Below are 24,979 nucleotides of genomic sequence, written 5' to 3'. Positions count from 1 at the left end.
AACCTACTGCTTTGCAGAAAATGGGTCCGCGGAAATGAAACTTCCAAACTGGAACTGGGCCGAATTCGGTCTGATCCAGACAGAGTAGGCGCGCCGCACGATACCGCGGCTTCTCATGAAAGGAGAGATTGCCTTGCCCAGCGAGTACAAAGCCCAAATTGGTGGCGCGACATTCCAATTCACCGAACATTCCTTCGACGATCAGAAAGTAACCGGCGGCCAGATTGCCGAAGCAGTCAGGGCTCATCCCGTGACTGATTATTTGGTTCTTCAGCAGTTGCCCAATCTTGAATTGGAAGCTCTTCGCCCAAATGAGGTGGCCGACCTCACGAAGTCGATCAGGTTCTTCGTGATCAAGGGAGACGCCACGTACAACTTGGTCGTGGATGGACTGAGTATGGTATGGCCGGAGGCGTCGATCAGCGGCCACACGATTATACGGCTCATCATGCAGGAGGACGGCAGTCTGGAATTGCTTCTGAAGCGCGAGGACGAGCCGGATAAGATCATCGAGCCGACCGATCAGGTAAATATCGCGAAGAAGGGTGTCGAGGAATTCGCGACCCGCCTGCATGGTGGCCGCGTAATAATCATCGTTGAGGGGTCTCCGCACGAGTGGACCGAAAAGCGGATCTCATTCGACCAGGTGGTAAGCCTAGAGGTGCCTGATTACGCGCAGCACCCGGAGATCACCTATGCAGTTCGATACAAGGATGGCCCTCGCAACAAGCCAGAGGGCATTCTCGTCAAGGGATCTTCCGTCAAAGTTGTAAACAGGATGGTATTCTATGTTTCAGAAACTGGTCAGTCATAATCGCGATATCCAGCGCTTGGTCGAGAAGGGTTATGCTGTTGGTTTTGATAGCAACTATCTTATCATCCGCGATATTCCTTACCTCGACGCAGAGGGAAAGCTGCAGACTGGTGCAATCGTGACAACGCTTGTGTTCACGGATCAGCTTCATGTGAGCCAGCAGGATCATCAGGTGTTCTTTGCTGGAGCTCACCCCCACAACATAGATGGGTCGAAAATAACCAACCTAGGTGGCGGCGAGACGACTTTGGCACTTAGTTCTGCTGCTCGGGATGTGAGGGTCCAGCGCCAGTTTTCGAACAAGCCGTTCAAGAACGGTGTCTGGTCGACCTTTCAGGATTTTTTCGAGAAGGTCGAAAGTTACGTTCGCGTTATCTCTGGCCCTGCTATCGAACGTCACGTGGTGACGCCCTTGACTTTTCGGGTGGTTGAGTCTGGGCTCGAGGAGCCGGTGTTTAAAATTCGCGATACGCTGACGAGCAGGGCGGAAATCTCGGAGCTCTCGGCGAAGTTCAAAGACGATGTCATCGCGATCATCGGGCTCGGCGGTACCGGCGCTTATGTCTTGGACCTGATGGTCAAGACGCCGGTAAAAGAAGTTCGCGGCTTCGACGGCGATGATTATCATGTCCACAATGCCTTCCGTTCGCCCGGAAGCCTTCTTCCGGAGCAAGAGTTTGGGCGAAAAAAGTCGGACGTTTATCAGGAGCGGTACGAGTCTTTCCGGCATGGGCTTTTGCTTAAGCCGGAGGTGGTTACTGCGGAAAGCATAGATGACCTCCGTGGAATGACATTTGCGTTCGTCTGTGTGGATAAGGGATCTTCCAGAAAGGCGATCTTTGATGTTTTGATTGCTTTGAAAATCCCCTTCATTGACGTCGGCATGGGACCAAAGCGCCGAAATGGTTCGTTGAGCGGTATGCTTCGAGTAACCTACTACTCGGCTGAGAAGGCCATGAAAGTTATGGCGAAGGAGCTGTCAGAGCTGTCCGATCCGCAAGACAACATCTATCGGACCAATATCCAGATCGGCGAGCTAAACGCGCTCAATGCAGCTCTGGCGGTTGTAAAATATAAAAAAGTTCGGGGTTTTTACACTGACGAAAAGCCGGCCTATCACTTTCTGTTCGAGATTGCTGATATGAAAATCGCCTCACTGGACGAGGCCGACGATGAAGACTGATACTTTCAAGATTTGCCGCGTTGAATTTATGCCCAAGCAGTTGGCACCGGGAATCCTTTATGTGTCCGAAACCTACGGAACCGCGGCACATTTGTGCGCCTGCGGTTGTGGTGCAAAGATTCGCACGCCTCTCGCGCCGACGGAATGGGCGGTCAAAGATTGCATCGATGGGCCCAGCATGTGGCCATCAATCGGAAATTGGCAGCAAGCCTGCCAGAGCCATTACGTTATCGAAGACGGCCGCGTCGTCTGGTGTGGTCAGTGGACACCGGAAGAGGTGCTGGCAGGACGGCACCGCGAGCAGCGTCGGCGTCAAGCCTACTACGATAATAAAAAGAAGGGGTGGCTGGGCAATGTTTGGGCGTGGCTGAAGCGCCTTCTTGGCTAAAGGCGTATATGACAGATGAAGCGCCGGCGGCCATAGGCCGCTGGCCTTTGCGTAGATCGGAATTTCACCACCCTGAAAGCCTGATCAGCATGGTCAGAAGTGTCTTCGAGTGCGTATGCCCGCCAGGGTAGGTCGCTCGCGGCTCCAAGCGCGCCTTGCATAAATGAGATGCATAAGCTGCCCAGAACACAAATCCAGTGTATAGACCTGACAGACGGCTTGAGGGGGATGGGCAGGGGAAGACTTCTTAAACTAAGTGAGTTACGATTCGCGTTGCCGCGAGTTTACGTCCAGAACCTTCAGAAACGCGACCGACATGGCCCGAAGCGACCTTCTCATTTCCCTTGTACGCGCCGGTGCGTCCGGCGATCGGGCGATGCTGAAATCCGCAACCGAAGCGCTTGTCGCCGAAGAGCGGGCACAAAACCACAACATCGTCGCTGATCGACTCGAACGGGCTCTAGCTACGGTCGCCGTCACACCACCGGCCTTGACGGCTGCCTCGAGCCCTGCCGGGTCAGGCAAGGACACGATACTCGAACTTGAGCCACGGCTTCAACTCAACCAGCTGATGCTCCCGCTTCCGGTGGAGCAGGGCGGTCGCCAGCTCATCGAAGAACACACTCGTGCCGATGTCTTGCGCGCGCACGGCTACGAGCCGCGCCATCGGGTCCTGCTCTCAGGACCACCGGGCAACGGCAAGACCTCCTTTGCCGAGGCTGTCGCTGAGGCACTCGGGCTGCCGTTTTTTGTGGTCCGGTACGATGCCCTGATCGGAAGCTATCTGGGCGAGACCAATGCGCGTTTGCGCAAGCTCTTCGACTATGTCCGCACGCGACCGAGCGTGCTCTTCTTCGACGAGTTCGATTCCATCGGCAAGGAGCGTGGTGATACTCACGAGACCGGCGAAATCAAGCGCGTGGTCTCGTTCCTGCTTATGCAGCTCGACCAGCTGCCCAGCTACGTCGTCGTGATCGCCGCCACCAACCATGCCGAGTTGCTGGATCGGGCCGTCTGGCGGCGTTTCCAGATGCGATTGGCTTTCCCGGCCCCGGATCGGCAGAGGATCGGGGTCTTCCTCGACCGCGTCATCTCGCAATGGCCCGAGGCGCCCAAGGCTGCGGCGAAATCGATCGCCGCGAAATTGGGTACCGTAAGTTTTGCAGAGGCTTTGGATTTCTGCCAAAACGTGCGAAGACGACAGATATTGGGCTTGGGGGAGCTTTCCATCGACGATGCACTTCGTTCAGAACTGGACCTCTGGGCAACAAGAGTTAGTCCCGAGGTTTTGAATGGCGAGCGATCCGACCAAACCGATACTGAGGCTGCATCCGAGCGCCCCGCAGCCAAGAGCACCCGGCCGTCAAGCGGTCGTACGCGGCCCTCAACCAAACGCGACCGCTGACCAGAACCAGCGCTTTGGCCCGAAATTTCAGCGCCTGACAGACGTGCTGCAGCGCGACCCAGCAGGTCTAGCACTTCGCGCGGACCCTGCTGCGCTGGCGCCCGAGCGACTGCTAGTATTCGAAGTGAAGGGAAGTATTGCGACCTTTGCCCGGGCAATCAACAACGTGCCGGGCCTTGAACTTATCGACGAAGAGGAACTGCCGGACGATGAGGACAAGGCACCTGTCGCCTATCTGCTCGTGCCGGACTTGCGGGCGCTGCGGCAAATCGAATCGCTATGGCGCACGTGGGTGGCGGGCCGAGTGTTGCCACAAGGGTTTACTCCATGGCGGGACGTATTCGCCTGTCTTCGTGACCTTCGTGTTTGGGGTCCCGCCGACCGCGTCCAACCGTTGGATGCAGATGTCCTCGTTGAGGAGATCGAAGGTCGAGCGGATGACGAGCTCATTCCTCTTGAAATCGAACTCGTGTTCCGTGTTTCTGCCGAAGCGGGTACGATCAGTGAAGCGACGGTAACGGCCGCGATCGGGCAAAGCGGCGGTCGCGTGCTCAGTCGCTCTCGGCTCGATGACATTGCCTACCACGCTATCCTCGCCGAATTGCCTGTCGCAGCCGTTCGTATAGTGGCCGAGCGGGGTCCGGGCAGCCTGGCCGGCGTCGAGCCGATCATGCACATTCGCCCGCAAAGCGTGGTGACGGCGATTGACGCCAACGATCTTCTGCCGGCTGCCCCCGCCCCCGCACCGGGTCCTGTAACAGCAGACCCGATCCTTGCACTTCTTGACGGCGTTCCCGTCGCGGGGCACCCCCTGCTGCAAAACCATTTGAGCGTCGAAGATCATTTCGGGCTTGAGCCTGGCGCGCTCGTCGCTCAGCGCGTCCATGGGTCAGCCATGGCATCCCTCGTCGTTCATGGGGATCGCAACAGACCAGAACCACCGCTGCCACGCCAAGTGCATTGTATACCCGTGCTCGGCAACAATGATCGCTTTCCTTCGGACAGGCTGATCATCGATTTAATCTATCAAGCCGTCATGCGTATGCGCGCTGGCGCTCAGCCATCGGCACCGCACGTCATCATCGTAAATATTTCGCTCGGCAACATCAGGCGACCATTTTACGGGCAGCTATCGCCTTGGGCACGACTTCTTGACAGGCTCGCGTTTCAATTCGGCATCCTGTTCCTCGTGAGTGCTGGCAATATCACGGCGCAATTTCCTGTGGCCGCCTTTGCAAACAGGGTCGCGTTTGAGGATGCCAACGCCGATCAGCGCGCACGTGGTGTTCTCCACGCCGTCGCGGCTATTGTTGCAGACCGCCGGCTACTATCTCCGTCAGAGACCATCAATGGGCTGACGATCGGCGCCCGTAATCTGGATTGGGTGCCTGAACTTGACCGGGCACTAGCGCGCGCAAACGTAAATCCGTTCTCGGACTTGGACACGGCAAACCCGTCCAGCGCTTTGGGGCCGGGTTTCGCAGGCTCGGTAAAGCCAGATATCCTAATGCCGGGGGCGCGGGAACATCTTCGCGTCGTTGCAAGCGCAGACAGCATCATGGTCTCGCCGGCGGGCCCGAGTCGAGGAGCGGGGCTCAAAGTCGCTGCGCCGCCGCGGCCGGGCCTTGAAAATGCCGAAGGGTTTACAAACGGCACAAGTGCGGCGACCGCACTGGCTTCCCGCACGGCGCATCGCATTCACGACGCACTAGAGACGGCTTACGGTCAGGAGTTCCTCCAGCTAACGAATGTGCAGCGAGCTGTTCTCATCAAGGCCTTGCTTGTACACCCCGCGCGTTGGCCGAATGCGGCGGCTGGTCTCGTCAAGCAACTCCTTGGGCCGTTTGGGCAGGGTCAGGCTCCCCGCCAAAAGGACAACATTCGCCGCTTTCTCGGCTATGGCGTATTTGACAGTGATGACGCGGTTGCCTGTGCTGCGGACCGCGCCACTTTCTGGTGTGTTGGTTCGCTCGGACGTGAACGGAGCGTCGATGTGCTGGTGCCGGTTCCGGCTGCGATTGGCGGGCAGGCACGCTCTCATTCGCTGTCCGCCACGCTGGCGTGGTTCACTCCGGTCATTCCTGGCCGCAAGTCCTATCGCGCTGTAAGGATGAAGATCCTCGATCCAGCCGAAATCGCAGGCCTTGGCGTTTCCGCAGAGGCCTGGCAACCGGACGGCAACCAGACCAATCGTGGCACCGTCTTCACTCGGGTGTGGAGCGGCGCGCAGGCCGCAGTTGTCGCGGACGGCATGAGCTTACGCCTGAAAATCCAACGAGAGCCTGACCCGGCGTCCCCCGTTGACGATCTCGTACCCTTCGGTCTGGCTGTCACGCTCGCAATGCCCGGTGAACTCAGGCTCTACGATCAGGTGAGAAACCGAGTTCAGCCGCGTCCGGCGCAGCGAGCTGCCCCGTAAAAAGGAAGATAGATATAGTGGTAGAGATCCCGTCAAATTTCATCGGCGATTTTAAAGTCGGCGACAATCTCGTCTACAATGCAGATGTGCTGCGGTCGGTCTGCGAGCATAATGGCGACGGCAGCCTGAACAAGCTTGTGGTTGTTCAAGTCGGCTCGATACTTTGAGGCGGCGCTTGGGCAAATCATCTATCGCGCCCAGAATTTCAACCGCGAAGGCGTGCCCAATATCGCGGAAGCCGATCGCCAAGAAATCGAAGGCAAAAAAGTCGACAAGCTCAACAACATCATCGATGTGATGCGTAAATACGAGCTACTTAACGCGCGCGGCGGAAGCATCTACGACGAGCTTCATATGCTGCGCAAATTTCGGAACAAAGTTCACATTCAGGACGATAATGCAGATGTGCCACGTGACGAGGAAATGGCATTTACGGCATCAAGGTGCGCTTGGTCTCTGGACCTTTGCACGACCGTCCTTACCTTTCTAAGTCAGCAGTTTCCACGCCCGGCCAACATCGACAATTATGTCCGCCCGCTCTGCATTCCGAACGCCCGACATTAATAACATTCGCCGTGCGAACTCGTATTATTTATGATTACAGGCGGTTAGCATAAATTACAGGCGGTTTTCAGTTCGAATCCTTTCACATCAGGTTTTTTGTCAATCGTTCATCCGAGTGGCATCGAATTTCTCCTTGGTAAGCGGATCCCGGTCTGAGCCCATAGTAATTACCGGCCCGATTCTCGGGCCTATACAACCTCACATCCGGTCGCCGTTCTTAGCGGCTGCACCATTATCCCGCATTCGACGGGCACGGGCTCAGGAGAACGGGACCAAACTCAAGATCGGCATTTGAGGGCCAAAAGGATCCCCGGTCCGTTCACCTGGATCCGTCAGGACTGATCAGGCCCTGAGGATTCGAATTTTCGTTATAGGCACGTCCGGCTTCAGGCGGTTTTCATGATCGCACCTTCGATCACGACGCCGGAACTCACATACTTCCAGAGAGCCACGAGCAGCTTACGCGCGAGCGCCACGACCATCGGCGTCTTTAAGCGACCGGCGTTTTGAGCGATGCGCTCTTTGAACCATATCGCTAGCGTCGATTTTGGTTGATGTCGCAACCAAAGCCAGGCGAGCTCGACCATGGTTGCTCGTAAACGCGGATTTCCCGCCTTGGACACACCCTGTTCGCGATTGACGTTACCGCTTTGCCAAGGGGAGGGGGCAAGGCCTGCGTACGATGCGATTTGGCGTCGGTTGTCGAAGTGTCGGAATAGGCCTTCGGTGTAGAGTATAGTAGCGAATTCCGGCCCTATTCCTTTGACGCCGAGAAGAGCGGTTGCTTCCTTCGGTGTCTCAGATGTCTCACGGACGATCAAGGCATCTCGCTCTGCTTCGACCGCCTTGATTTGTGTGAGCAACAATTCCAGGCGATCAAGTTCTCTGGAGATTTCGGCCTTCAGGTGTTTGGAGAGCGGCCGACCATCGCCAGTCCGAAGCTCGTCCAGACGCTGCCGTCGATCTCGATTGACCGGTTGGTAGTCCCGAATTCCTTGAGTGAAGAGCAATCCCTTTATGCGATTGACGTGGAAGACCCGCTCGGCAATCAGAGTTTTCCGTTCCCGCCCAATCCGTCGGTTGTCCTCTTCCTCGGCGGTGAGAAGCTTGACCATCGAGCAGGCGCGGGGCTCGCCGCGCTTCCATGCAATCAAAGCGCGGATCAGCGTTTCGCCATCGATGCGATCTGTTTTCGCTCGGCGGTGCCGGCGCGGCATTGCAATCGATGCGGCCTCTACGATGTGGCTCTCTATCCAAGCTTCCTTGCTCAGCATTCGTCCCAGCCAGAAGCCATCCAGCCCGGCCTCTTGAATCACCACCATTGGGTAAAGCATACTCTTTCGCCGTTTGGCCTTCAGGCGAAGCTCAGCGAAGCACGAGAACAGGCCGGCGATGTCGCCTCCGGTGACGGTGTAGCGGGACATCTTCTCGCTACACGGTGACAGTGCCGTCACCAGCCAAGTCGATTTACTCAATTCCAACGAGACGAAAATTGCGCCAAGATCGACGAGAGTAGCGGTTTGCTTTTGAGATTGATCTGCTGTCATCGGCATGGTTGGCCTCCAGAGAGTTTTCTAGCGACCTCACTCTGCCACGGAGCAGGCCGCTACTCACCCCTGATGGGATCTCAAGAGCCCACTTATGTCGGCCGATCCCAAGCTCTTGCTTATCTGAGATAGGCTCGGATACTTGTTATTCCATTCGAATTAAAGTCCGGCCGGCCACTTCGCTGACACACCGGGTCAAGGCATTGAGACGGTCTGCGGCCAGCCGATTGATGTGCCAGTACAGCGGCACGTCGAGCGTCTTACCTGGCAGGAGTTCCACCAGGCGTCCGGCCTCCAGGTGGTCCCTGACGAGCTGGATGGGGTTCATTCCCCACCCCATACCCATAAGGCTCGCCTCGACGAAACTTTGTGTAGACGGCAACCAGTGCGTCGGCAGACTGACGGATTCGCCTAACGTTTGACGAACCCAATCGGACTGAAGCCGGTCTTTCTGGTCGAAGGTCAGGGAGGGCGCATCCGCCAGGGTTTCCGGCGTGACGCCTCCCGCGAAACGGCGGGTGATGAACCCAGGACTGGCGGTCGCATGGTAGCGAAGCGCCCCCAGCGGAAAGCGCCGGCATCCCGAAATAGGCTTATCGGAGCCGGATACCGCCGCGATCACCTTTCCCTGCTGAAGCCAGTCGGATGTATAATCCTGATCATCCACCGAAAGGTTCAACAGGTAATCCGACGACTTCGAGAACTCCGCCATCGCCTCCAGAAACCATGTTCCGAGACTGTCGGCGTTGGTCGCGATCCGCAGCGTGACCCGTTGCTGGGGGCCGTGCGGGTCGGCCAGAGACGGCAACTCCTTGAGCAGATCATGTTCCAGAATGCCGACATTTTCCATATGGCTGCAGAGCTGATCACCTTTTTCCGTGGCCACACATGGAGTGCCACGCACGACAAGCGCCGCACCCACCCGCTCCTCCAGCTGCTTTACTCGCTGGGACACCGCTGAGGGGGTGACATTCAAAACGGTGGCAGCCTTTTCGAAACTGCCGGACTGGATGACGGCGTGGAGTACGCGGAGGGCGGTGTAGTCGATCACGGATTAGTTACACTTAATCTAGGTTATGATCTTTAATTAGCCTAACTTGCTGAGGTGGTCTATCGATCTGTCAGATCGGAGTGCGACTGGCAAAATGGACCTTACAATTTATTTTACCGGGATGATGATGGGACTTAGCCTCATCGTCGCGATAGGTGCGCAAAATGCTTTTGTGCTGCGGCAGGGACTTCGCAACGAATACGTGTTCGCCGTCTGCCTTTCCTGCGCTCTTTCGGATGCCATTCTGATCGTTCTCGGGGTCGCCAGCCTGCAGCAGATCGTCGGGGTGCTTCCGTGGCTTGACCCTGTCATGCGGTACGGCGGCGCGGCATTCCTGGTCTGGTATGGCGCCAAAAGCCTACTTTCGGCGCTGAGAGGTTCCGGAGCTTTGGAGGTAAGGGACGGCACGCCGGCCAGCTTCGCAGGAACAATGGCGATGTGCCTCGCGCTCACCTGGCTGAACCCGCACGTCTATCTGGATACGGTTGTGCTCCTCGGCACAGTTGCGACCCGGTTCCCCGGACATCAGTTCGCGTTCGCGGCCGGTGCAACCACGGGATCCTTCCTGTTTTTCTTTCGCTCGGATACGGCTCGACACGCCTTGGGCCGGTGTTTTCCCGTCCATCGTCTTGGCGCATCCTCGAAGCGGGCATCGCATGTGTTATGTGGCTGATTGCGTTCGAACTGCTGAGTGGGATCTGAAAGTGACGGGAACGTCCCTGCTGACAAACTCATGGCCGCTACTCCGGTGGTTCGTATCCTCCGCGACGCTGACCGTCCCGCAGGCGGCAGGTCCGGTGGCTTTCTCGTTCATTGCCCTAAGCCTGACCGGCAGCACCAGTGGCGGCGCGGCCATGATTTTGGCCATGACGCTGGCGCAGATTGCCGGCGCCGTACCTCTCGCGCGACTAGGCAGAAACCTACCTGCGGCGACAACGTTCAGGCTGCTGATCAGCTTCCGCGCGATGGCATTGGCATCGATCACGGTCTGCGCGGCCTACGGGGCTTCCTTTGAATGGCTGGTTCTGTTCGCGGCCGCAGCGGGCTTGGTCAACGGGGCGGCCTATGGCTTTCTCCGGACGTTGCTGAATCACTTCGTTTTAGCTTCGCGATTACCCCGGGCACTTGGGATCGCGTCCACGCTCAATGAAGTGACCTTTGTTTTGGCGCCCGTAGCCGCATCCGGCCTTGCGACCGTTTCGCCGCTCCTCGCACTCCTGGCCATGACGACACTGGGCGCCTTGCCAGCCATAGTCGTTCCATGGACGGCGGCTGTCGCTCGTGTAGAAGGCTTACCCACGTTACATGGGAAGCTGCTGTCGCCGGAAGTCCTACTTTGGTTTGCCTGTGCGGCCGCCAGCGGCGCGACTGTCGCATCCATTGAAATCGGCGCCGTCGCCCTGGCGCTGAATTTCGGGTACGAGCCGGCTTTGGCGATCACGTTCACGGTCCCGCTGTGCCTCGCCTCGGTGGCGGGTGGGATCTGGATCAGCGTGCGCAATCGCATGGCATCCAGAACGGCTGTGGTGGTCCAACTGGCCGCCATGGCCTTGGGGTCCGCACTCGCGGCGGTGAATCATTCCATGGTTATGACCGTCGTCGGGACGGTCCTGATCGGCGTGGTGCTTGCCCCTCTGGGCACCTATTTCTCGCTGGCCCTGGATACCCTTGCCCCTCCGGAACGACGGCCGGAGCTGTTCGCTCTTCTGCGGACCTCGCAGGCAGGGGGCGTCGTGTGCGCGAGTGCGCTGCTGACGTTCGTGTCGTTGTCCTCGGCGCTGGTCTGGGTGACGGCATTGATGACCGCCGTGACACTCGCGGTCGCGCTCGCACCAACCCGATTGAATATCCAAAATCGCGCTTAGCCGCGAATTTCGAAACCATGAGACAGCGTCTCGATGAAGAAAGACCAGCGGCGTCCCGCTGCAGGTACAACTGCAACCAACTGTGTTGATATGAGCGGCGACCGGAGCGCGTTGGATCGCATGTGCCAACTCGGCGAACGGCTTGTAGGCGTATGGTGGCATCCGAAACTGGTCGTAGGTTCATTACCTTTTAAGGCGAGCATCGCTCACTTTTGCCATGGGGCCCAATCGGAAATAGAAGATTAGCTCGCCGAATAGGTCAGCGCTCGCTAGACGCCGCATGGACGGCGGATTTCCCTTCGGAGGGTCGGTTCACCCCGGCGAACATCAAGGGGCGCAAGTACTGGTACTTCGACATCCCAGCAGACATGGTGGTACCAAACGTCGTTACGTCGGTTCTGCTGATGATCCGGATATCGCGCAGCGCGTAGCCGATCATAAGCGGGACAAGGACGACCTACGCGCTCGCAGGCGTTTGGTAAATACCCTGACCCGCGAAGGTGGGATGATCGCCCTCGGCGGCAGCGCGGATCCACTGCGCTTTCTCGACTTCCTCATAAGGGAACCGGTCAGGACAATGCTCCACCGAAGCGGTGTCCCGGTCGTTGTCCCCGATCCGTCCGGGTACGCGATCCACAAGCTCATCGTCGCCAGCCGCCGGCACACTGACGGGCAGGGGGCAGCGAAGCGGGAGAAGGATGTCCGCCAAGCTGCGCTGCTTTTGAGGCCCTGCTGCAGACGAGGGGGTTCGCCGAATTGGCGCTCGTCTACAACGAAGCATGGGAACGCGGGCCTGCGTGGCAGGAAGGCATTCGAGCCGGGGCTGAGATGCTGCCGGCAGAAGATGCCGAGCGGTTTAAGACGGTCCTGATCGAGGGCGCAAAAAAAATCGCGAAGAAATTGAACTTCCGTTTGGAGAATAGGTTGTCTATCGCCTTAAAAGCCAAGCGGTTGATTTGAAGTCGCGGACAAAGGAGTGCCGGGAATCCGGGGCTTCAACAGAAGAAAGCACCGTCGCCAGTTTCAACAGAAGCCGTTGAGCTTGAGGATCTTATGAGCTTCTATGGCCGCCCGGAGCTCGTCTTCCGAATTGCGATCGCCTTGATTGGCGTCCGGGTGGTGCATCTTGAGTTTCTCCTTGTAGCGCCTCCTGATCTCTTCAGGTGTCGCGTCGGGTGAAATGCCGAGCGTCTCGAATGCTTTTGCTTGAAGAACCTTGAGCTTGCGAACCCGTTTCGCAGCGCTTGCCGCTTGCCGCTCGGCTGCACTCTTTCGCGCATTGATCGCTTTTGCTGAGCCTGATCGGGCCGTGGATGGGAGAGGGGGTTCTGTAACTCGATTGATCATTACGCCAATGGTTGCCCGAAGACCGCTGGCGGCCTCCCGCTGATAACGGGCGGTCACGGGGTCGGACAGGCTCGATGAAAAGTTGTAGCCCTCGGTATATGCCACCAAATGCGTGGGACAGAATAGCAGAAATAGCCCTTCTGCTTCACGCCCCACCGGCGCACGGTGCGTGCCGCTCTTTTCGCATCGGTCCCATTGGCACTTTGGCCCATCTGGTTCCTGATGTTTAGGCTGGCTTTTGCGGATTGGCCGCAGGCTCACAAAAATCTTTGAGTCAGAGGTCATGGCGCCGTTGTAGGACGGCCCCGCTTCACGAGGCAAGATAGGAAAGAGACCGAAAGGCCCGGCTCTTGTCGGGGGCGGGATCTAACTGCCGTCGGGGCGTCTCGAACAGTGGCGCTACTTCTCGTGCTCGGTCGCCCGCGCGAAACGTACACCTACGCCCCCGCCATTCTCCGGAATGAATTCGATACCGGCTGCTTCGATGGCGCTCTGGACAGCAAAAATTGTCGAGGCGCGCAAGTTCTCACCTCGTTCGAGTCTCGCAATCGTGTCTGGGGAAACCCCGGCATTCCTGGCCAGATCACGCGTGCCCCAGCCTAGAGCTGTCCGAGCCATTTTGCACTGGATCGGTTTCAATTCGTATCACCGATACGATTTTTTATTGAAATGCAAATCATCTACCGTTATCGTATCCCTGTTACGAATTAATCCAGCCTTCGTCCCTTAGCGTAAGGCTCAACCACAACCTGGTTTCTGGAGCTTGGATCATGGCTGATTCTGAGAATAGCAGAACTTTGTCTGCAATCACCCGCCGAAAGTTACTGTATGCACCGACAGCTCTCTCCGTGACATGCGGGCTGGCGGGAAGGCTCTGCGTCGCGGCAACAGCCGCGGGGTCGGAGCGGAGAGCTAGGCGCACGGCAACGCTCGGCACAAGATCGCGTCTCATCGAAAGGACTCGCCTGTTGCCACGATCGAACGCAACTACATCCAGAGCTGTGTCGCCACAGCGAACCGCGGTTTCCGGACCTGCGGGTGATCTTCACGGATCTTGATACCACCGGAGGTGTTTCCAATGGCTTGTTCTGGGAATAAGGGCGCCGTACTCAATACAACGCGCCGAACGTCCCTGGCCGCGGCTGCTGCGTCGATTGCGGCGACGTCAGCGGCTGGCAGGTCTGCGAGGGGAGGGGATCGAACCGATCAAGTCGACCCGGCGGTCTCGCTGTGGAGGGACTGGCTGGCAGCCCACAGATTGTACAGTGAGGCTTGCCGTCGTCAGCAGAAGCTCGAAACCGAGATGCTTCGGGAACTTGGCAGCTTCCCACGTGTGAAAATCGGCTTCTCCGAGGGCGACGGCTTCATGTGGGCCTACACCACGGAAGAGATCGATCGCCTTCTCCCGAACCCCGATCAGACGGAGACACGACGAGCGGCCCGAGCGAAGCTGGCGGAACGCCGTGCCGACTGGAACGCGGTGGACGCCCGGATCGGTTACTCCCGCGCCAAGAAGGCGGAGGCGGAACTCGCAGAAGTCGAAAGCGCCTTGGCAAAGGAGTTGTGGAACACCTCATCTCAATCCGTCGCCGGCATCGCTGCGAAGCTGCACTGTGTGCTGGAGACAGAGGACCCCGGATCGGGCCTGGAGGAGGCGCCGTGGCCAGAGCTCAGAACCATCCTTTCTGATTTGGTGCAGATTTGCGGGAGCCGGCATCCAGGGTGACCGCCGAGAAAGAGCCTGACTGATCGCGTTCCGGAATCAGCCAGCCGGCGCGGCAAGCTGCCTGCCCTGAGATTGCCGCGTCGCTGCTCCGCTGCTTGCATTGCGGAAGGTGTCAAATGTAGCGCACGGTCATCCAGGATCTCAGATCCGCCGATGATGGCAACGTTCAGTCATTAAGGTGCTAGACAATGTACGATTTTACGGTGGTCCATTCCAGTCGGGAGATCGACCGTCTTTTGCCCAACGCTTGATCAGGATGAAATGCGGCGGCAAGCAAAGGCCGTATTGGCGGCCCGCCGGAGTGAGTGGAAGAAAGGCTGACAAGCGGGTCGGATATACGACGGCGAAGAAAGCCGAGGAGGAAATCGCAGATGTCGAGGAGGCGTTGGCAAAGGAATTGTGGAGCACCACGCCTCGATCCGTCGCCGGCGTCGCGGTGAAGCTGCATTCCCTCCTGGGAATTGAGGATCCGGGCTCTGCCCTAGGTGGCATTTCGTAGTTTGATCGTCAGGCGACGCACTTGACCGCATCGGCGCTACACGTCGCCCTCTCCATGGACGAGAAGCTTGTCGATCAGCGTGAAAATGCGGTCCCAGCGGTCTTGATCAATATCAATCAGCTTGAGAAACTTTAGAAAAAAGGCGCCTTCCGCAGCAAGGAAGGCGAGCAGAGCGCGTTCGTCATTCTCATTATCGTCCTGCAAGCCGTCGATCCGTCGCGCGTACCACCTGCGAGCGCTTTCGAGATGCTCCGTCGACTGCAGGAGGGATATCAGCAGGCTTACTGCGCGCGAGTGTGTGGCTTCATCCTGCTGATGTGTGACCTTCACATGGGCGGCGACCTTCCTGGCTGGGGACGCAGGCCCGTCACCCAGATAGTCGCGAAAGCGCCGGTCGTCTTCCGACATCCACTTATCAAGCATGGCGGCAATCAAAGCGTCCTTCGTGCCGAAGGATGACTGCACGCCGCCCTTGGTAATGCCTGCAGCCTTGGCAACCGCGTCGATCGTCAAGGCGGCCGCGCCCCGTTCACTGACGATCCCTTCTGCAAGCGCAATCACTCGGTCCTTATCAACGGTGTGGCGTGCGCCCATGCAGGAACTCCTTGAAATTTTCAATTACGAGCGTATTTTCACATTCAAAATACGCTCGTATTTTAAGGTATGCGCGTTAAAGATCAAGGAGAATGCACATGCAGAGCCACCATCGAAAAAGGGTGATTATCGTTGGAGGGGGCTTTGGAGGCCTTGCTGCGGCGAACGCGATGTCGGGCTCTGAGTTGGATGTAATCCTGATCGATCGCACCAATCATCATCTGTTCCAGCCACTGTTGTACCAGGTCGCAACCGCCGCGCTTTCGCCAGCGGATATCGCCTCGGCGTCCCGCAGCCTGCTTGCAAAGGCCGGCAATGTGTCGGTTATCCTGGAAGAGGTTGTCGGCGTGAACGCCGACCGTAAACAGGTCCTGACAGCGAAATCCGGCAAGGTCGCGTTTGACTACCTGGTCCTGGCAACCGGTGCGGACTACAGTTTCTTCGGCCACAACGAGTGGCAGCCCGTCGCGCCGGTTCTCAAGACACTTGACGACGCATTGGGCATCCGCGAGCGACTTCTGTCGGCCTTTGAGGCTGCAGAGGGTGCCGACAACACTACGGACGTAGAGCCGCTGCTGACGTTCGCGGTGATTGGTGGCGGGCCGACCGGTGTCGAGCTGGCGGGCGCGATCGCGGAACTCACGCGCGCCATGCTCAAAAGCAATTACCGGCGCCTGTCCTCATCCAAGGTCCGCATCCTGCTGGTTGAGGCAGGCCCCCGTGTGCTGTCGGCCTTCACTGAAAACCAGTCGCAGTATGCCCTCAAGGCGCTGCGCGCACATGGGGTTGAGGTTATCCTGAGCGCAGCTGTCGAACACATCGACGCCTATGGGATGGTGGTTGCCGACACACGGATCTCCACCCAGAACGTCTTTTGGGCGGCCGGAACACAAGCCCGGCCGGCCGGCGCCTGGCTGGGCGCGGAATGTGCACGTAACAACTCGATTAAAGTGCTGGATGATTGCTCGGTGCCAGGTCACCCGGATATTTTTGCGATCGGGGACGTTTCGAGCTACCAGATCGGGGGGAAGCCGCTGCCCGGACTGGCGCCCGTGGCTAAGCAGCAGGGCCGCTACGTCGGGTGCCTGATCATCGCCCGCGCGGCCGGCCGCAAGACGTCCCGGGCGTTCCGCTATCGCAATTGGGGCACCATGGCTGTCATCGGGCGATCCAAGGCCATTGCCGATTTTGGGTGGCTACGCCTTCGCGGCTACCCGGCATGGGCGGCCTGGTCAATGGTGCATCTGTTCCTGCTCATCGATTTCCGCAGCAAGCTCACCGTCTATGTGAACTGGGCCTGGGCTTGGTTTACACGCGGGCGCGGAGCGCGGCTTCTAACGCGGACGGTGGCGCGTCGGCCGGACGCCACAAGGACTCGATAGCAGTCCAAAACTCTCCCACATTCACAGCATAGGTGTAAAAATGGCTTGGCTCTATCTGATACTTGGCGGCGTCTTCGAAGTCGGATTCACGACCTGCATGCGCTTCACGGACGGCTTCCGTAACATCCCCTGGACGCTCGCGTTCATGGTGTGCATCATCCTGAGCATGGTGCTGCTGGAAATGGCAACGCGGGTAATTCCTCTAGGCACGGGATACGCGATCTGGACCGGAATCGGCGCCCTTGGCACAGTCGCAATCGGCATGGCATTTTTTGGTGAACCGGCAACTCCGGTCCGCATCCTGCTGGTGCTGGGCGTCGTAGGGTGCATCGCCGGCCTGAAGCTGACGTCCGGCCACTAGTTCTCCTCGACCGGCCGGATTCGCGTCTTTCCCCTCGCAATAATATATCTTGGTGAGCTCGTGCAAGCGCTGCTAAGGGAGCACTCTTCCTTGGCATAAAAGCCCCATGATTGACCGGCGCATCTCTCTCTCATTACCTTACTGCCGCTTGTTGGGGGCCATGCTGATCACGCTCGCGGGCATAAACATGATCAATGCGCACCACCACGCCTATCTGGTCGCTTTGTTTACCTCCGCGATGAAGCTCGTAGTGGCGCCGGAGGTGTGGTTCGTGATCGACCCGATGCAGTGATAGGCTTCTGCCAGCCAGCCGGACCGGCCGCCTTCCTGCAGCAAGGTGCTAGGCTCGACCCTCCGATACCGTAGGTTTGATCAACCGATGCGGCCAGTCGAGACCCGCAAATATCGTCCTTGTTCTTGAACCCACTCCGACTGCCACCGCCCGTTGCACGCGGGCGGTGATTAATAAACAGGCAGCGTCAGCAATTGCTAAATTTTGTGCGTCGCAGCAACGAATTCCTTTGACAACAGTTACTAATTCTTTTTTAAAACAACCGTTGTATAAAAAAGAGGGAACAACATGTCGCACGAAGCGTCCGCTCCGACGCTCAGGAAAGACGCGCTGGGCGTCCTGAGCATTGTGCTTCTCGTCATCGCAACAAACGGACCGCTGACGGTCATCATCGGTGCGGTTCCAACTGCCATCGCCTTCGGCAACGGTTTGGGCTTGCCGTCGGTCTTTCTGCTGATCGGTCTAGCGTATCTGATCTTCAGCATCGGCTTCGCAGCGATGTCTCACCACATCAAGAATGCTGGCGCGTTCTACGCTTACGTTTCCAATGGTCTGGGGCATCCGGCCGGGGTAGGGGCTGCATTCCTGGCAGTCGTCGCGTACGCCAGTTTGAATCTAGCCCTATACGGCATGTTCGGCCTCTTCGGCTCGATGCTCTTCACGAGGGTGACTGGTCTCGAACTTCCCTGGTGGATCATCTGTGCCGCCTTCGTCGCAATCGTTCACGTGTTCGCAAGCCGAAACATACAGTTCAACGGTCGCGTCCTCGGTCTGCTGATGCTGGCGGAAGTCGGCATTGCGCTAGTCTTCAATGTTGGCGTTCTTTTCCAGGGGCCCGGACCGGATGGTTGGGTCATGGAGTCGTTCCAGCCTTCCGTTGTCTTTACGCCGGGTTTTGGCTCCGCAGTGGTATTCGTCATCGCCGCGTTCATGGGCTTCGAAACCGCCGCAATCTATTCAGAAGAGGCCCGTAACCCGAAGCGAAACATTCCTCTCGCCCTTTTCTTTGCTGTCGCGGTTATCACGCTTCTCGATGGCTCGGCGACCTGGTTTATGATTTCCGCCTACGGCACGGAGCTGGCCCTTGCTCAAGCCGCCAGCAACCCCGGGATGATCTGGTTCGATATCGCTACTAAGGTCTTGGGTGGTTGGGCTGCAACCGCCATGGAACTGCTTATGATCACGTCGCTATTTGCTGCGATCTTGAGCTTCCAGAATACGCTTTCCCGCTATTTCTTCTCCTTGGGTCGTGAAGGCGTGATCTGGACCGGTTTTGCCAAGCTGCATCCGACCCAGCAATCACCGCATGTGGCCAGTGCATTTCAGAGTGGCCTCATGCTGGTGGCCGTATTGGTTGCAGGTCTGCTCGGCGTCGATCCTATCACCCAGCTTATGCCTGTCGCAGCAGCTCCGGCTTCCATCGCAATTGTCGCTGTGCAGGTTCTCACAGCTATCGCAGTCATTGGCTTCTTTCGCTCCAATCCGCGCGACACCAATCTTTGGCAGCGCCTCATCGCGCCGGCCATCAGCATTGCAGTTCTGGGTTGGATCCTCTGGATGATGGTCACAAACGTCGCCTGGCTCACCGGTGGCCAAACGCCCGTTCTCGACATCTTCATTCCGGTCTTCGTCGCCGTGATCGGCGTCGGTGGAGTGGTCTACGCCATGTGGCTGCGCCAGGCTCGCCCGGAGTCATACGCAAAGCTCGCCCGACTTCTCGAAGAAGTTTGAGGGTCTTGCCCGGGGGCTAGTCTCCGGCCCCCGTCTATTTCAGAATTCAAAGGAAATTCCAACGTGTCTATTCGCAGCCTCGACTTCTGGACTCGCCGCGCCACGGAGCTGAAACCTGATGGTCTCGCCTTCATCGCTGGTCAGTTCGTGCAATCGGCGTCTGGCAAGACCTACGAAAATCGGAACCCGGCTACCAATGGGCTGATCAATCTCGTTGCTGAATGCGGGCAGGTGGATGTCGATGGAGCAGTATCGGTAGCTCGTGCCGCATTCGAAGCCGGTGTTTGGTCACGTCGCAGCCCGACGGAACGGAAGCGGGTTCTGTTACGCTTGGCTGATTTGATCGAGCGTGATCTTGAAACGATTGCGTTGCTCGAATCCCTGGATATGGGAAAGCCGGTTCAGGTCGCCTTCTCCTATGAGCTGCCTGATCTTGTCGAATATGTTCGCTGGTTCGCTGAATCCATCGACAAGATTTATGACGAGATCGCTCCTGCGCCACGGGGCAATCTAGCCCTGATCCGACGCGAGGCAGTTGGTGTTGTGGCTGCTGTTGTGCCGTGGAACTTCCCCCTCGACATGGCTGTCTGGAAATGCATTCCGGCCCTGGCAGCTGGCAACTCGGTTATTCTGAAACCTGCTGAGCAATCGCCACTTACTGCGCTTCACCTGGCAAGGCTCATAGCTGAAGCAGGCGTGCCCGATGGCGTGTTCAACGTTCTTCCCGGCTTCGGTGCAGCTGTCGGTCAGCCGCTTGGCCTTCACATGGACGTCGATTGCCTCGCGTTCACCGGCTCCACTGAGGTCGGCAAGAGGTTTCTATCGTATTCCGCTCAGTCCAATATGAAGCTCGCCTGGTTGGAGTGTGGCGGCAAAAGCCCGAACATCATCTTCGACGACACCGACGACCTGGACGCAGCAGCAGAGCTGGCGGCTCGGGTTCACTACAATCAAGGTGAAATTTGCTCTTCGCCGACGCGTCTTATTGTCCAGAAGGGCGTTCATGATGCGTTCCTAGAGAAGGTGATCGCACATTCCCGAGCTTATGCGCCCGGCAACCCTCTCGACCCGAATACGCTCATGGGCTCCATGGTAGATGCCGAGCACTGCGGGCGGGTTATGTCCTACATCGAGAAGGGGCGTGCCGAAGCGAGCCTTGTGCTCGGTGGGAATCGCATCACGATTGGATCGTCAGAGAATTTTATCGAGCCGACGATCTTTGCCGGTGTCACGCCGGGGCACATCATCGCCCAAGAGGAAATCTTCGGGCCGGTACTCTCGGTTCTGTCCTTCGAAACCGAAGCGGAAGCCGTGAGGATGGCCAATGACTCCATCTACGGACTGATGGCGTCGGTGTTCACCTCAAACCTTTCCCGGGCTCATCGAATGTCTGAGTCCCTGCGCGCAGGCACTGTCGCTGTCAACACGGTCGACCTCATTTCGCCGCTGGTTCCTTTTGGAGGCATGCGCCAGTCCGGCAATGGCCGCGACAACTCGCTGCACGCATTTGAGAAGTACACCCAGATGAAAACGACGTGGATCAAATTTTGAGGTTTCCTATGGCAATCGTAATTCTAGGTGCCGGACAGGCCGGATTGCAGATCGCAACCTCGGTTCGTCAGAAGGGCTACACTGGCAAGGTGGTCCTTATCGGCGATGAGCCGCACCCGCCCTATCAGCGTCCTCCGCTCTCGAAGGCCTTCCTCAAGGGCACAACAGACGCGGCGAGCCTGATCTTCCGTCCGGCAGAAGCACTCGCTGCCCAAGGCATCGACCTTATTCTTGGTCAGAAGGCACGTCGCATCGACCGTATCGCAAAGACTGTCGAAATCAACGATGGGACCGTCTCGTATGAGAAATTGGCACTTGCCCTAGGAGCAAGGCCTCGGCAGCTCGCTGTGCCTGGCGCAGATTTAGAGGGCGTCTATTCGCTACGAGGCCTGGCCGATGGCCAGAAGCTTATGTCTGCCCTGACGTCAGCGAACAACGTGGTCATCGTCGGTGGCGGCTTCATCGGCCTTGAGGTTGCCGCAACTGCAGTCGCCGCTGGTAAGGTGGTGACCGTTCTGGAAGCTGGCCCCAGGGTGATGGCGCGTGCCGTCGCACCTCAAATCTCCACTTGGTTCGACAAGATGCACCGCGACATGGGAACGCGGATTGTTACCTCGGCAGTGATCGCGTGGATCGATGGCACTGATCACGTCAAGACCGTTACCCTTGGAGACGGTGAGGTCATTGCCGCCGATCTCGTTCTGGTTGGCATCGGAGCTGTGCCCAATACCGAGATCGCAGCAGAGGCCGGTCTCGAATGCCCCAATGGCGTGCTTGTCGATGCAGTTGGTCGTACCGCCGATTCTGATATTTTCGCCGCCGGTGATTGCGCCTTCCATCCCAACAGGTTTGCAGGAAGCTACGTCCGGTTGGAAAGCGTGCAGAATGCTATCGATCAGTCGAAGACTGTTGCTGCGGCAATGTTGGACGAAACTGCGTCGTACGATGCAGTGCCATGGTTCTGGTCTGACCAGGGTCAGGCAAAATTGCAAACGACCGGTCTGCCGTTCGCCGCCGAGAGACACGTCGTTCGTGGTGATCCCGAGGCAGGAAAGTTCACGGTTTTCCACCTCAAATCCGGGCGGGTGATCGCAGCCGACAGTGTGAATAGCCCATCTGATCATATGTGCGCTCGCCGCATGGTCGCAGGCGGAGTTCCGGTCATCCCAGAAGTACTGGCTGATCCGGCGACTGATCTCAAAACTCTTGCAATGCAGAGGACTGCGTAACGATGACCGATAAATTCGACGTACGAGCACCCTTTGACGGAGCACTTCTCGAGACGTTGACGGCTACCACCGCTGGCGAGGTCGAGAACGCCTTCGAACGCGCCTACCGGGCGTACCGCAACAGGAAAGGGTGGTTGCCAAAGGTTGAGCGCATCGCGGTTCTCCGCCGGGTTGCGAACATCGTTCGTGAACGCCGCGAACAGCTCGCTCTTCAGGTTTCTTCAGAATCCGGCAAGCCGCTCAAGGATGCGCTGATTGAAGTTGACCGTGGGATCGATGGCATCGAGCTTTCTATTGAGATCCTTCGCAACGAAGGCGGTCACGTTATCCCGATGGACATCAATGCGACTTCTGCGGGTCGGGTAGCGTTCACGCAGATGGAACCGATTGGGGTTGTCCTGGCGATTGCCGCCTTTAACCATCCGTTCAACCTCGTCATCCACCAGGTTGCGCCGGCTGTTGCCGCCGGTGCTCCGGTGATTGTGAAACCATCTCCCAAGACGCCGCTGAGCTGCCGCGCGGTGATTGAGATTTTCCGTGAGGCTGGCCTTCCTGAAGTCTGGGCGCAGATGGTTCTGCCCCTCGATATGGAAGTCGTCGGTCGTATGGTATCCGATCCCCGCGTGGCATTTCTGACCTTCATCGGTTCGGCTGCGGTCGGTTGGAAGCTTCGGTCAAACCTCGCTCCGGGTGCACGTTGCGCGTTGGAGCACGGGGGCGTGGCTCCTGTCATCGTTGCTGCTGATGCTGACCTCTCGTCCGTCGTTCCGCGTCTCGGCCGTGCCGGTTTTTGGCATGCTGGCCAGGCATGCGTGTCGGTTCAGCGAGTCTATTGTGCCAACTCTGTCCTCGACGACGTTGTCTCGGGCCTGTCGGGCGTCGCAGCGGCAATGAAGATTGGTGATCCGACAAAGATTGAAACGGACGTCGGTCCGTTGATCACTCATGCGGAGGCGGACCGCGTTGCTGATTGGGTTGCTCGTTCTGGTGCCAAGATCGCGGCGGGTGGCGACCGCCTGACGGAGAGCACATACGCGAATACGGTTCTCGTAAACCCTGATGCGCATGCTGATGTTTCGCGAAGGGAGGTCTTCGGTCCCGTTATCTGCGTCTATGGATTTGACGATATCGACGCTGCTCTCGCGCAGGCGAACGATCTTCCGTTCTCGTTCCAGGCTGCGGTCTTCACCCGCAACATCGATACCGCGATGCACTGCTACCGCCACTTGGATGGCACAGCCATCATGGTCAATGAGCACCCGCTCTTCCGCGTCGACTGGATGCCTTTTGCAGGTGCTCGGCACTCCGGCCTCGGCGTAGGCGGTATCCCCCACACCATCCGCGACATGCAGACCGAGAAGATGATGGTCTGGCGGTCTGACGCACTGAATTGAGGACGACTTGAGATGAGCAACAATCAATCGCTTTTGGCGCGGCGCAAGGCAGCCGTTCCGGCCGGTGCAGCATCTGCATACACCATATTCGCTGCGCGTGCCGAAGGTTCCCAAGTTTGGGACGCAGATGGCAAGCAGTACATCGACTTCGCAGCGGGAATTGCCGTCATGAACGTCGGGCACCACCATCCGAAGGTGACTGCCGCCGTGACCCAACAACTCGGCCACTATGCCCACGTGGCCTATCCGGTCCAGGCCTATGAGCCATATATCGCAGTTTGCGAACGCCTCAACGAGGCTGCCCCGATTGCCGATGCTACTTCCGTTCTCTTCACGACGGGTGCTGAGGCAACCGAGAATGCCGTGAAGATTGCTCGGATCGCAACCGGTCGGCCCGGTATCATCGCCTTCACTGGATCATTCCATGGCAGAACGAACCTGGCGCTTTCGCTGACAGGGAAGGTTGCGCCGCTGCGCGCGAACTATCCTCATTTCCAACCGGGCGTCTTCCATGTCCCGTTCCCAGTGCCAGCACATGGTATGAGCGAAGAAGATAGCCTGAAGGCGCTCGACTATCTGTTCAAGTCGTCGATCTCTCCGGAACAGGTAGCAGGCATCATCATTGAGCCAGTGCAGGGTGAGGGCGGGTACTACCAAGCCCCGGTCGCATTCGTTCGGCGTCTACGTGAGATCTGCGATCAGCATGGCATCCTCCTTATCGCTGACGAGATTCAGTCGGGGTTCGCCAGGACCGGACGATTTTTCGCTATAGAGCATGCCGAAGTTGAGCCCGATCTCATCGCCGTCGGGAAGGCCATCGGTGGAGGTCTGCCGCTTGCAGGTCTTATCGGTAAGCGGTCCATCATGGATACGACGCAGCCAGGTTCTCTTGGCGGCACCTATGCCGGGAACCCGCTCTCCTGCGCCGCAGCCCTCGCTGTTTTCGATCTGATAGAAGAGGAGAACCTCCTTCAACGGTCAGTTTCCGTCGGCGACAAGTTGAAGATTGAGCTGGAGAAGATCGCGGCCCGCAACGACGTCGTTCCTGTCGGCGCGATCCGAGGCGTAGGTTCGATGGTAGCCTTTGAAATCTTCAAGGACGACGGCGAGACCCCTGATCCCGACGCAACTAAGGCTCTCGCCAATCGTGCCGTCGCCGAAGGCCTTCTCGTACTTCCGTGCGGCTTCTGGGGAAACACGATCCGCATCGCGCCTGCGCTGACAATCACCGACGAAGATCTCGAAGAGGGCGTCGCTCGGTTGGCTCGTGCGCTTCTGTCTGACTCCGTCTCGAAGTGAGGTGACACCATGACAACGATCCATTTCCAATCGCCAAGTGGCGAAGTAACGACCCTGAAGGGTGTAGTCGGGCAATCCATCATGGAACTCGCGACATCAAACGGTGTGTCAGCTATCGAGGCAGATTGTGGTGGCGCTTGCGCTTGCGCGACCTGTCACGTGATCGTGGACCAGTCGTGGACCGAGCGTCTGCCTGCACCTGGTGTTATGGAACGGGACATGCTGGACTTCGTCGCTGAACCAACATCCACGAGTCGTTTGTCCTGCCAGTTGCACATCACTGACGACCATGACGGTCTTCTGCTTCATCTCCCCAGCAAGCAATCGTGAGACTCAGT

General features: G+C 58.1%; 23 protein-coding genes and 2 pseudogenes. 20 read left to right on the top strand and 5 right to left on the bottom strand.

The window, feature by feature from the left end; translation table 11 throughout:
- The first annotated feature begins 133 nt into the window (after positions 1-133).
- The 7 genes from ACZ9IU_RS30775 to ACZ9IU_RS30745 all read left to right on the top strand — a co-directional run bounded on the left by ACZ9IU_RS30775 (position 134) and on the right by ACZ9IU_RS30745 (position 6,773).
- Positions 134-814 (top strand): multiubiquitin domain-containing protein, encoded by a 681-nt coding sequence (locus tag ACZ9IU_RS30775; protein ID WP_498957859.1) that lies wholly within the window; start codon positions 134-136, stop codon positions 812-814.
- Positions 789-1,997 carry a ThiF family adenylyltransferase gene (locus tag ACZ9IU_RS30770; protein WP_040125942.1) on the top strand — a complete coding sequence of 403 codons (1,209 nt, stop codon included), beginning with the start codon at positions 789-791 and terminating at the stop codon, positions 1,995-1,997. Before ACZ9IU_RS30775 ends, ACZ9IU_RS30770 begins: the two co-directional genes overlap by 26 nt.
- Positions 1,987-2,385, top strand: coding sequence for a ubiquitination-like system serine protease family protein (locus ACZ9IU_RS30765; protein WP_040125943.1), 399 nt, complete (start codon positions 1,987-1,989; stop codon positions 2,383-2,385). Before ACZ9IU_RS30770 ends, ACZ9IU_RS30765 begins: the two co-directional genes overlap by 11 nt.
- A 316-nt stretch (positions 2,386-2,701) precedes the next feature.
- Entirely contained in the window at positions 2,702-3,790 is a 1,089-nt protein-coding gene (locus ACZ9IU_RS30760) for an AAA family ATPase (RefSeq protein WP_051900754.1), read from the top strand.
- Positions 3,678-6,209 carry a S8 family peptidase gene (locus tag ACZ9IU_RS30755; protein ID WP_498957858.1) on the top strand — a complete coding sequence of 844 codons (2,532 nt, stop codon included), beginning with the start codon at positions 3,678-3,680 and terminating at the stop codon, positions 6,207-6,209. The genes ACZ9IU_RS30760 and ACZ9IU_RS30755 overlap by 113 nt, the downstream gene beginning before the upstream one ends.
- Positions 6,210-6,226: 17 nt before the next feature.
- The gene (locus ACZ9IU_RS30750) at positions 6,227-6,376 is read left to right on the top strand and encodes a hypothetical protein (protein WP_157885369.1); all 150 of its coding nucleotides are present in this window, start codon (positions 6,227-6,229) and stop codon (positions 6,374-6,376) included.
- Complete coding sequence (locus ACZ9IU_RS30745) at positions 6,351-6,773, top strand: hypothetical protein (RefSeq protein WP_040125945.1); 423 nt, start codon at positions 6,351-6,353, stop codon at positions 6,771-6,773. Before ACZ9IU_RS30750 ends, ACZ9IU_RS30745 begins: the two co-directional genes overlap by 26 nt.
- Positions 6,774-7,159: 386 nt before the next feature.
- Here the strand turns inward: ACZ9IU_RS30745 and ACZ9IU_RS30740 are convergent, their stop codons facing one another.
- Positions 7,160-8,326: an IS110 family RNA-guided transposase gene (locus ACZ9IU_RS30740; protein WP_040125946.1), complete on the bottom strand. Its 1,167-nt coding sequence runs from the start codon at positions 8,324-8,326 to the stop codon at positions 7,160-7,162.
- 139 nt (positions 8,327-8,465) lie between these two features.
- Positions 8,466-9,371: a LysR family transcriptional regulator ArgP gene (locus tag ACZ9IU_RS30735; RefSeq protein ID WP_040125947.1), complete on the bottom strand. Its 906-nt coding sequence runs from the start codon at positions 9,369-9,371 to the stop codon at positions 8,466-8,468.
- A gap of 94 nt (positions 9,372-9,465) precedes the next feature.
- Here ACZ9IU_RS30735 and ACZ9IU_RS30730 point away from each other — a divergent pair.
- The 3 genes and pseudogenes from ACZ9IU_RS30730 to ACZ9IU_RS30720 all read left to right on the top strand — a co-directional run bounded on the left by ACZ9IU_RS30730 (position 9,466) and on the right by ACZ9IU_RS30720 (position 12,159).
- A pseudogene (locus tag ACZ9IU_RS30730) lies at positions 9,466-10,073 on the top strand (LysE/ArgO family amino acid transporter).
- Between the two features lie 95 nt (positions 10,074-10,168).
- Positions 10,169-11,236 (top strand): MFS transporter, encoded by a 1,068-nt coding sequence (locus tag ACZ9IU_RS30725; protein ID WP_244447642.1) that lies wholly within the window; start codon positions 10,169-10,171, stop codon positions 11,234-11,236.
- 212 nt (positions 11,237-11,448) lie between these two features.
- A pseudogene (locus tag ACZ9IU_RS30720) lies at positions 11,449-12,159 on the top strand (GSU2403 family nucleotidyltransferase fold protein).
- 100 nt (positions 12,160-12,259) lie between these two features.
- Here ACZ9IU_RS30720 and ACZ9IU_RS30715 read toward each other — a convergent pair.
- Both ACZ9IU_RS30715 and ACZ9IU_RS30710 read right to left on the bottom strand, forming a co-directional pair.
- Positions 12,260-12,868, bottom strand: coding sequence for a J domain-containing protein (locus ACZ9IU_RS30715; protein WP_040125948.1), 609 nt, complete (start codon positions 12,866-12,868; stop codon positions 12,260-12,262).
- Between the two features lie 114 nt (positions 12,869-12,982).
- A complete protein-coding gene (locus ACZ9IU_RS30710; protein WP_040125949.1) occupies positions 12,983-13,201 on the bottom strand; it encodes a helix-turn-helix domain-containing protein in 219 nt (72 codons plus the stop codon).
- A 640-nt stretch (positions 13,202-13,841) separates the two neighbouring features.
- On the opposite strand from ACZ9IU_RS30710, the gene ACZ9IU_RS30705 reads away from it, so the two are divergent.
- The gene (locus ACZ9IU_RS30705; RefSeq protein WP_157885370.1) at positions 13,842-14,309 is read left to right on the top strand and encodes a hypothetical protein; all 468 of its coding nucleotides are present in this window, start codon (positions 13,842-13,844) and stop codon (positions 14,307-14,309) included.
- 535 nt (positions 14,310-14,844) lie between these two features.
- Here ACZ9IU_RS30705 and ACZ9IU_RS30700 read toward each other — a convergent pair.
- Positions 14,845-15,402, bottom strand: coding sequence for a TetR/AcrR family transcriptional regulator (locus ACZ9IU_RS30700; protein ID WP_040125952.1), 558 nt, complete (start codon positions 15,400-15,402; stop codon positions 14,845-14,847).
- 98 nt (positions 15,403-15,500) lie between these two features.
- Between ACZ9IU_RS30700 and ACZ9IU_RS30695 the strand changes: the two genes are divergently transcribed.
- The 9 genes from ACZ9IU_RS30695 to ACZ9IU_RS30655 all read left to right on the top strand — a co-directional run bounded on the left by ACZ9IU_RS30695 (position 15,501) and on the right by ACZ9IU_RS30655 (position 24,971).
- A complete protein-coding gene (locus ACZ9IU_RS30695; protein ID WP_040125953.1) occupies positions 15,501-16,784 on the top strand; it encodes an NAD(P)/FAD-dependent oxidoreductase in 1,284 nt (427 codons plus the stop codon).
- A 40-nt stretch (positions 16,785-16,824) separates the two neighbouring features.
- Positions 16,825-17,145, top strand: a complete 321-nt coding sequence (locus ACZ9IU_RS30690) for a DMT family transporter (protein ID WP_040125954.1) — start codon at positions 16,825-16,827, stop codon at positions 17,143-17,145.
- A 106-nt stretch (positions 17,146-17,251) separates the two neighbouring features.
- Positions 17,252-17,437, top strand: coding sequence for a hypothetical protein (locus tag ACZ9IU_RS30685; protein ID WP_040125955.1), 186 nt, complete (start codon positions 17,252-17,254; stop codon positions 17,435-17,437).
- Between the two features lie 288 nt (positions 17,438-17,725).
- The gene (locus ACZ9IU_RS30680) at positions 17,726-19,168 is read left to right on the top strand and encodes an APC family permease (RefSeq protein WP_040125956.1); all 1,443 of its coding nucleotides are present in this window, start codon (positions 17,726-17,728) and stop codon (positions 19,166-19,168) included.
- A gap of 63 nt (positions 19,169-19,231) precedes the next feature.
- Complete coding sequence (locus tag ACZ9IU_RS30675) at positions 19,232-20,719, top strand: aldehyde dehydrogenase (protein ID WP_498957857.1); 1,488 nt, start codon at positions 19,232-19,234, stop codon at positions 20,717-20,719.
- Positions 20,720-20,727: 8 nt separating this feature from the next.
- A complete protein-coding gene (locus tag ACZ9IU_RS30670) occupies positions 20,728-21,948 on the top strand; it encodes an NAD(P)/FAD-dependent oxidoreductase (protein WP_040125957.1) in 1,221 nt (406 codons plus the stop codon).
- 2 nt (positions 21,949-21,950) lie between these two features.
- Complete coding sequence (locus tag ACZ9IU_RS30665; protein WP_040125958.1) at positions 21,951-23,342, top strand: aldehyde dehydrogenase family protein; 1,392 nt, start codon at positions 21,951-21,953, stop codon at positions 23,340-23,342.
- A gap of 12 nt (positions 23,343-23,354) precedes the next feature.
- A complete protein-coding gene (locus tag ACZ9IU_RS30660) occupies positions 23,355-24,641 on the top strand; it encodes an aspartate aminotransferase family protein (RefSeq protein WP_040125959.1) in 1,287 nt (428 codons plus the stop codon).
- A 9-nt stretch (positions 24,642-24,650) separates the two neighbouring features.
- Positions 24,651-24,971 carry a 2Fe-2S iron-sulfur cluster-binding protein gene (locus ACZ9IU_RS30655; RefSeq protein WP_046635191.1) on the top strand — a complete coding sequence of 107 codons (321 nt, stop codon included), beginning with the start codon at positions 24,651-24,653 and terminating at the stop codon, positions 24,969-24,971.
- Positions 24,972-24,979 lie beyond the last annotated feature (8 nt).

It is taken from the genome of Mesorhizobium sp. USDA 4132 (assembly GCF_056279545.1).
The sequence above is the reverse complement of the archived record's forward strand: the minus strand, read 5'-3'. Positions and strand labels throughout refer to the sequence as shown.

Excerpts from the sequence above, each read along its gene's own strand:
- ACZ9IU_RS30700 (WP_040125952.1), bottom strand. The coding sequence starts at position 15,402 with ATGGGCGCACGCCACACCGTTGATAAGGACCGAGTGATTGCGCTTGCA.
- ACZ9IU_RS30655 (WP_046635191.1), top strand. The coding sequence starts at position 24,651 with ATGACAACGATCCATTTCCAATCGCCAAGTGGCGAAGTAACGACCCTG.
- ACZ9IU_RS30670 (WP_040125957.1), top strand. The coding sequence starts at position 20,728 with ATGGCAATCGTAATTCTAGGTGCCGGACAGGCCGGATTGCAGATCGCA.
- ACZ9IU_RS30665 (WP_040125958.1), top strand. The coding sequence starts at position 21,951 with ATGACCGATAAATTCGACGTACGAGCACCCTTTGACGGAGCACTTCTC.
- ACZ9IU_RS30695 (WP_040125953.1), top strand. The coding sequence starts at position 15,501 with ATGCAGAGCCACCATCGAAAAAGGGTGATTATCGTTGGAGGGGGCTTT.
- ACZ9IU_RS30770 (WP_040125942.1), top strand. The coding sequence starts at position 789 with ATGTTTCAGAAACTGGTCAGTCATAATCGCGATATCCAGCGCTTGGTC.
- ACZ9IU_RS30710 (WP_040125949.1), bottom strand. The coding sequence starts at position 13,201 with ATGGCTCGGACAGCTCTAGGCTGGGGCACGCGTGATCTGGCCAGGAAT.
- ACZ9IU_RS30660 (WP_040125959.1), top strand. The coding sequence starts at position 23,355 with ATGAGCAACAATCAATCGCTTTTGGCGCGGCGCAAGGCAGCCGTTCCG.
- ACZ9IU_RS30760 (WP_051900754.1), top strand. The coding sequence starts at position 2,702 with ATGGCCCGAAGCGACCTTCTCATTTCCCTTGTACGCGCCGGTGCGTCC.
- ACZ9IU_RS30685 (WP_040125955.1), top strand. The coding sequence starts at position 17,252 with ATGATTGACCGGCGCATCTCTCTCTCATTACCTTACTGCCGCTTGTTG.
- ACZ9IU_RS30755 (WP_498957858.1), top strand. The coding sequence starts at position 3,678 with ATGGCGAGCGATCCGACCAAACCGATACTGAGGCTGCATCCGAGCGCC.
- ACZ9IU_RS30715 (WP_040125948.1), bottom strand. The coding sequence starts at position 12,868 with ATGACCTCTGACTCAAAGATTTTTGTGAGCCTGCGGCCAATCCGCAAA.
- ACZ9IU_RS30765 (WP_040125943.1), top strand. The coding sequence starts at position 1,987 with ATGAAGACTGATACTTTCAAGATTTGCCGCGTTGAATTTATGCCCAAG.
- ACZ9IU_RS30690 (WP_040125954.1), top strand. The coding sequence starts at position 16,825 with ATGGCTTGGCTCTATCTGATACTTGGCGGCGTCTTCGAAGTCGGATTC.
- ACZ9IU_RS30680 (WP_040125956.1), top strand. The coding sequence starts at position 17,726 with ATGTCGCACGAAGCGTCCGCTCCGACGCTCAGGAAAGACGCGCTGGGC.
- ACZ9IU_RS30740 (WP_040125946.1), bottom strand. The coding sequence starts at position 8,326 with ATGCCGATGACAGCAGATCAATCTCAAAAGCAAACCGCTACTCTCGTC.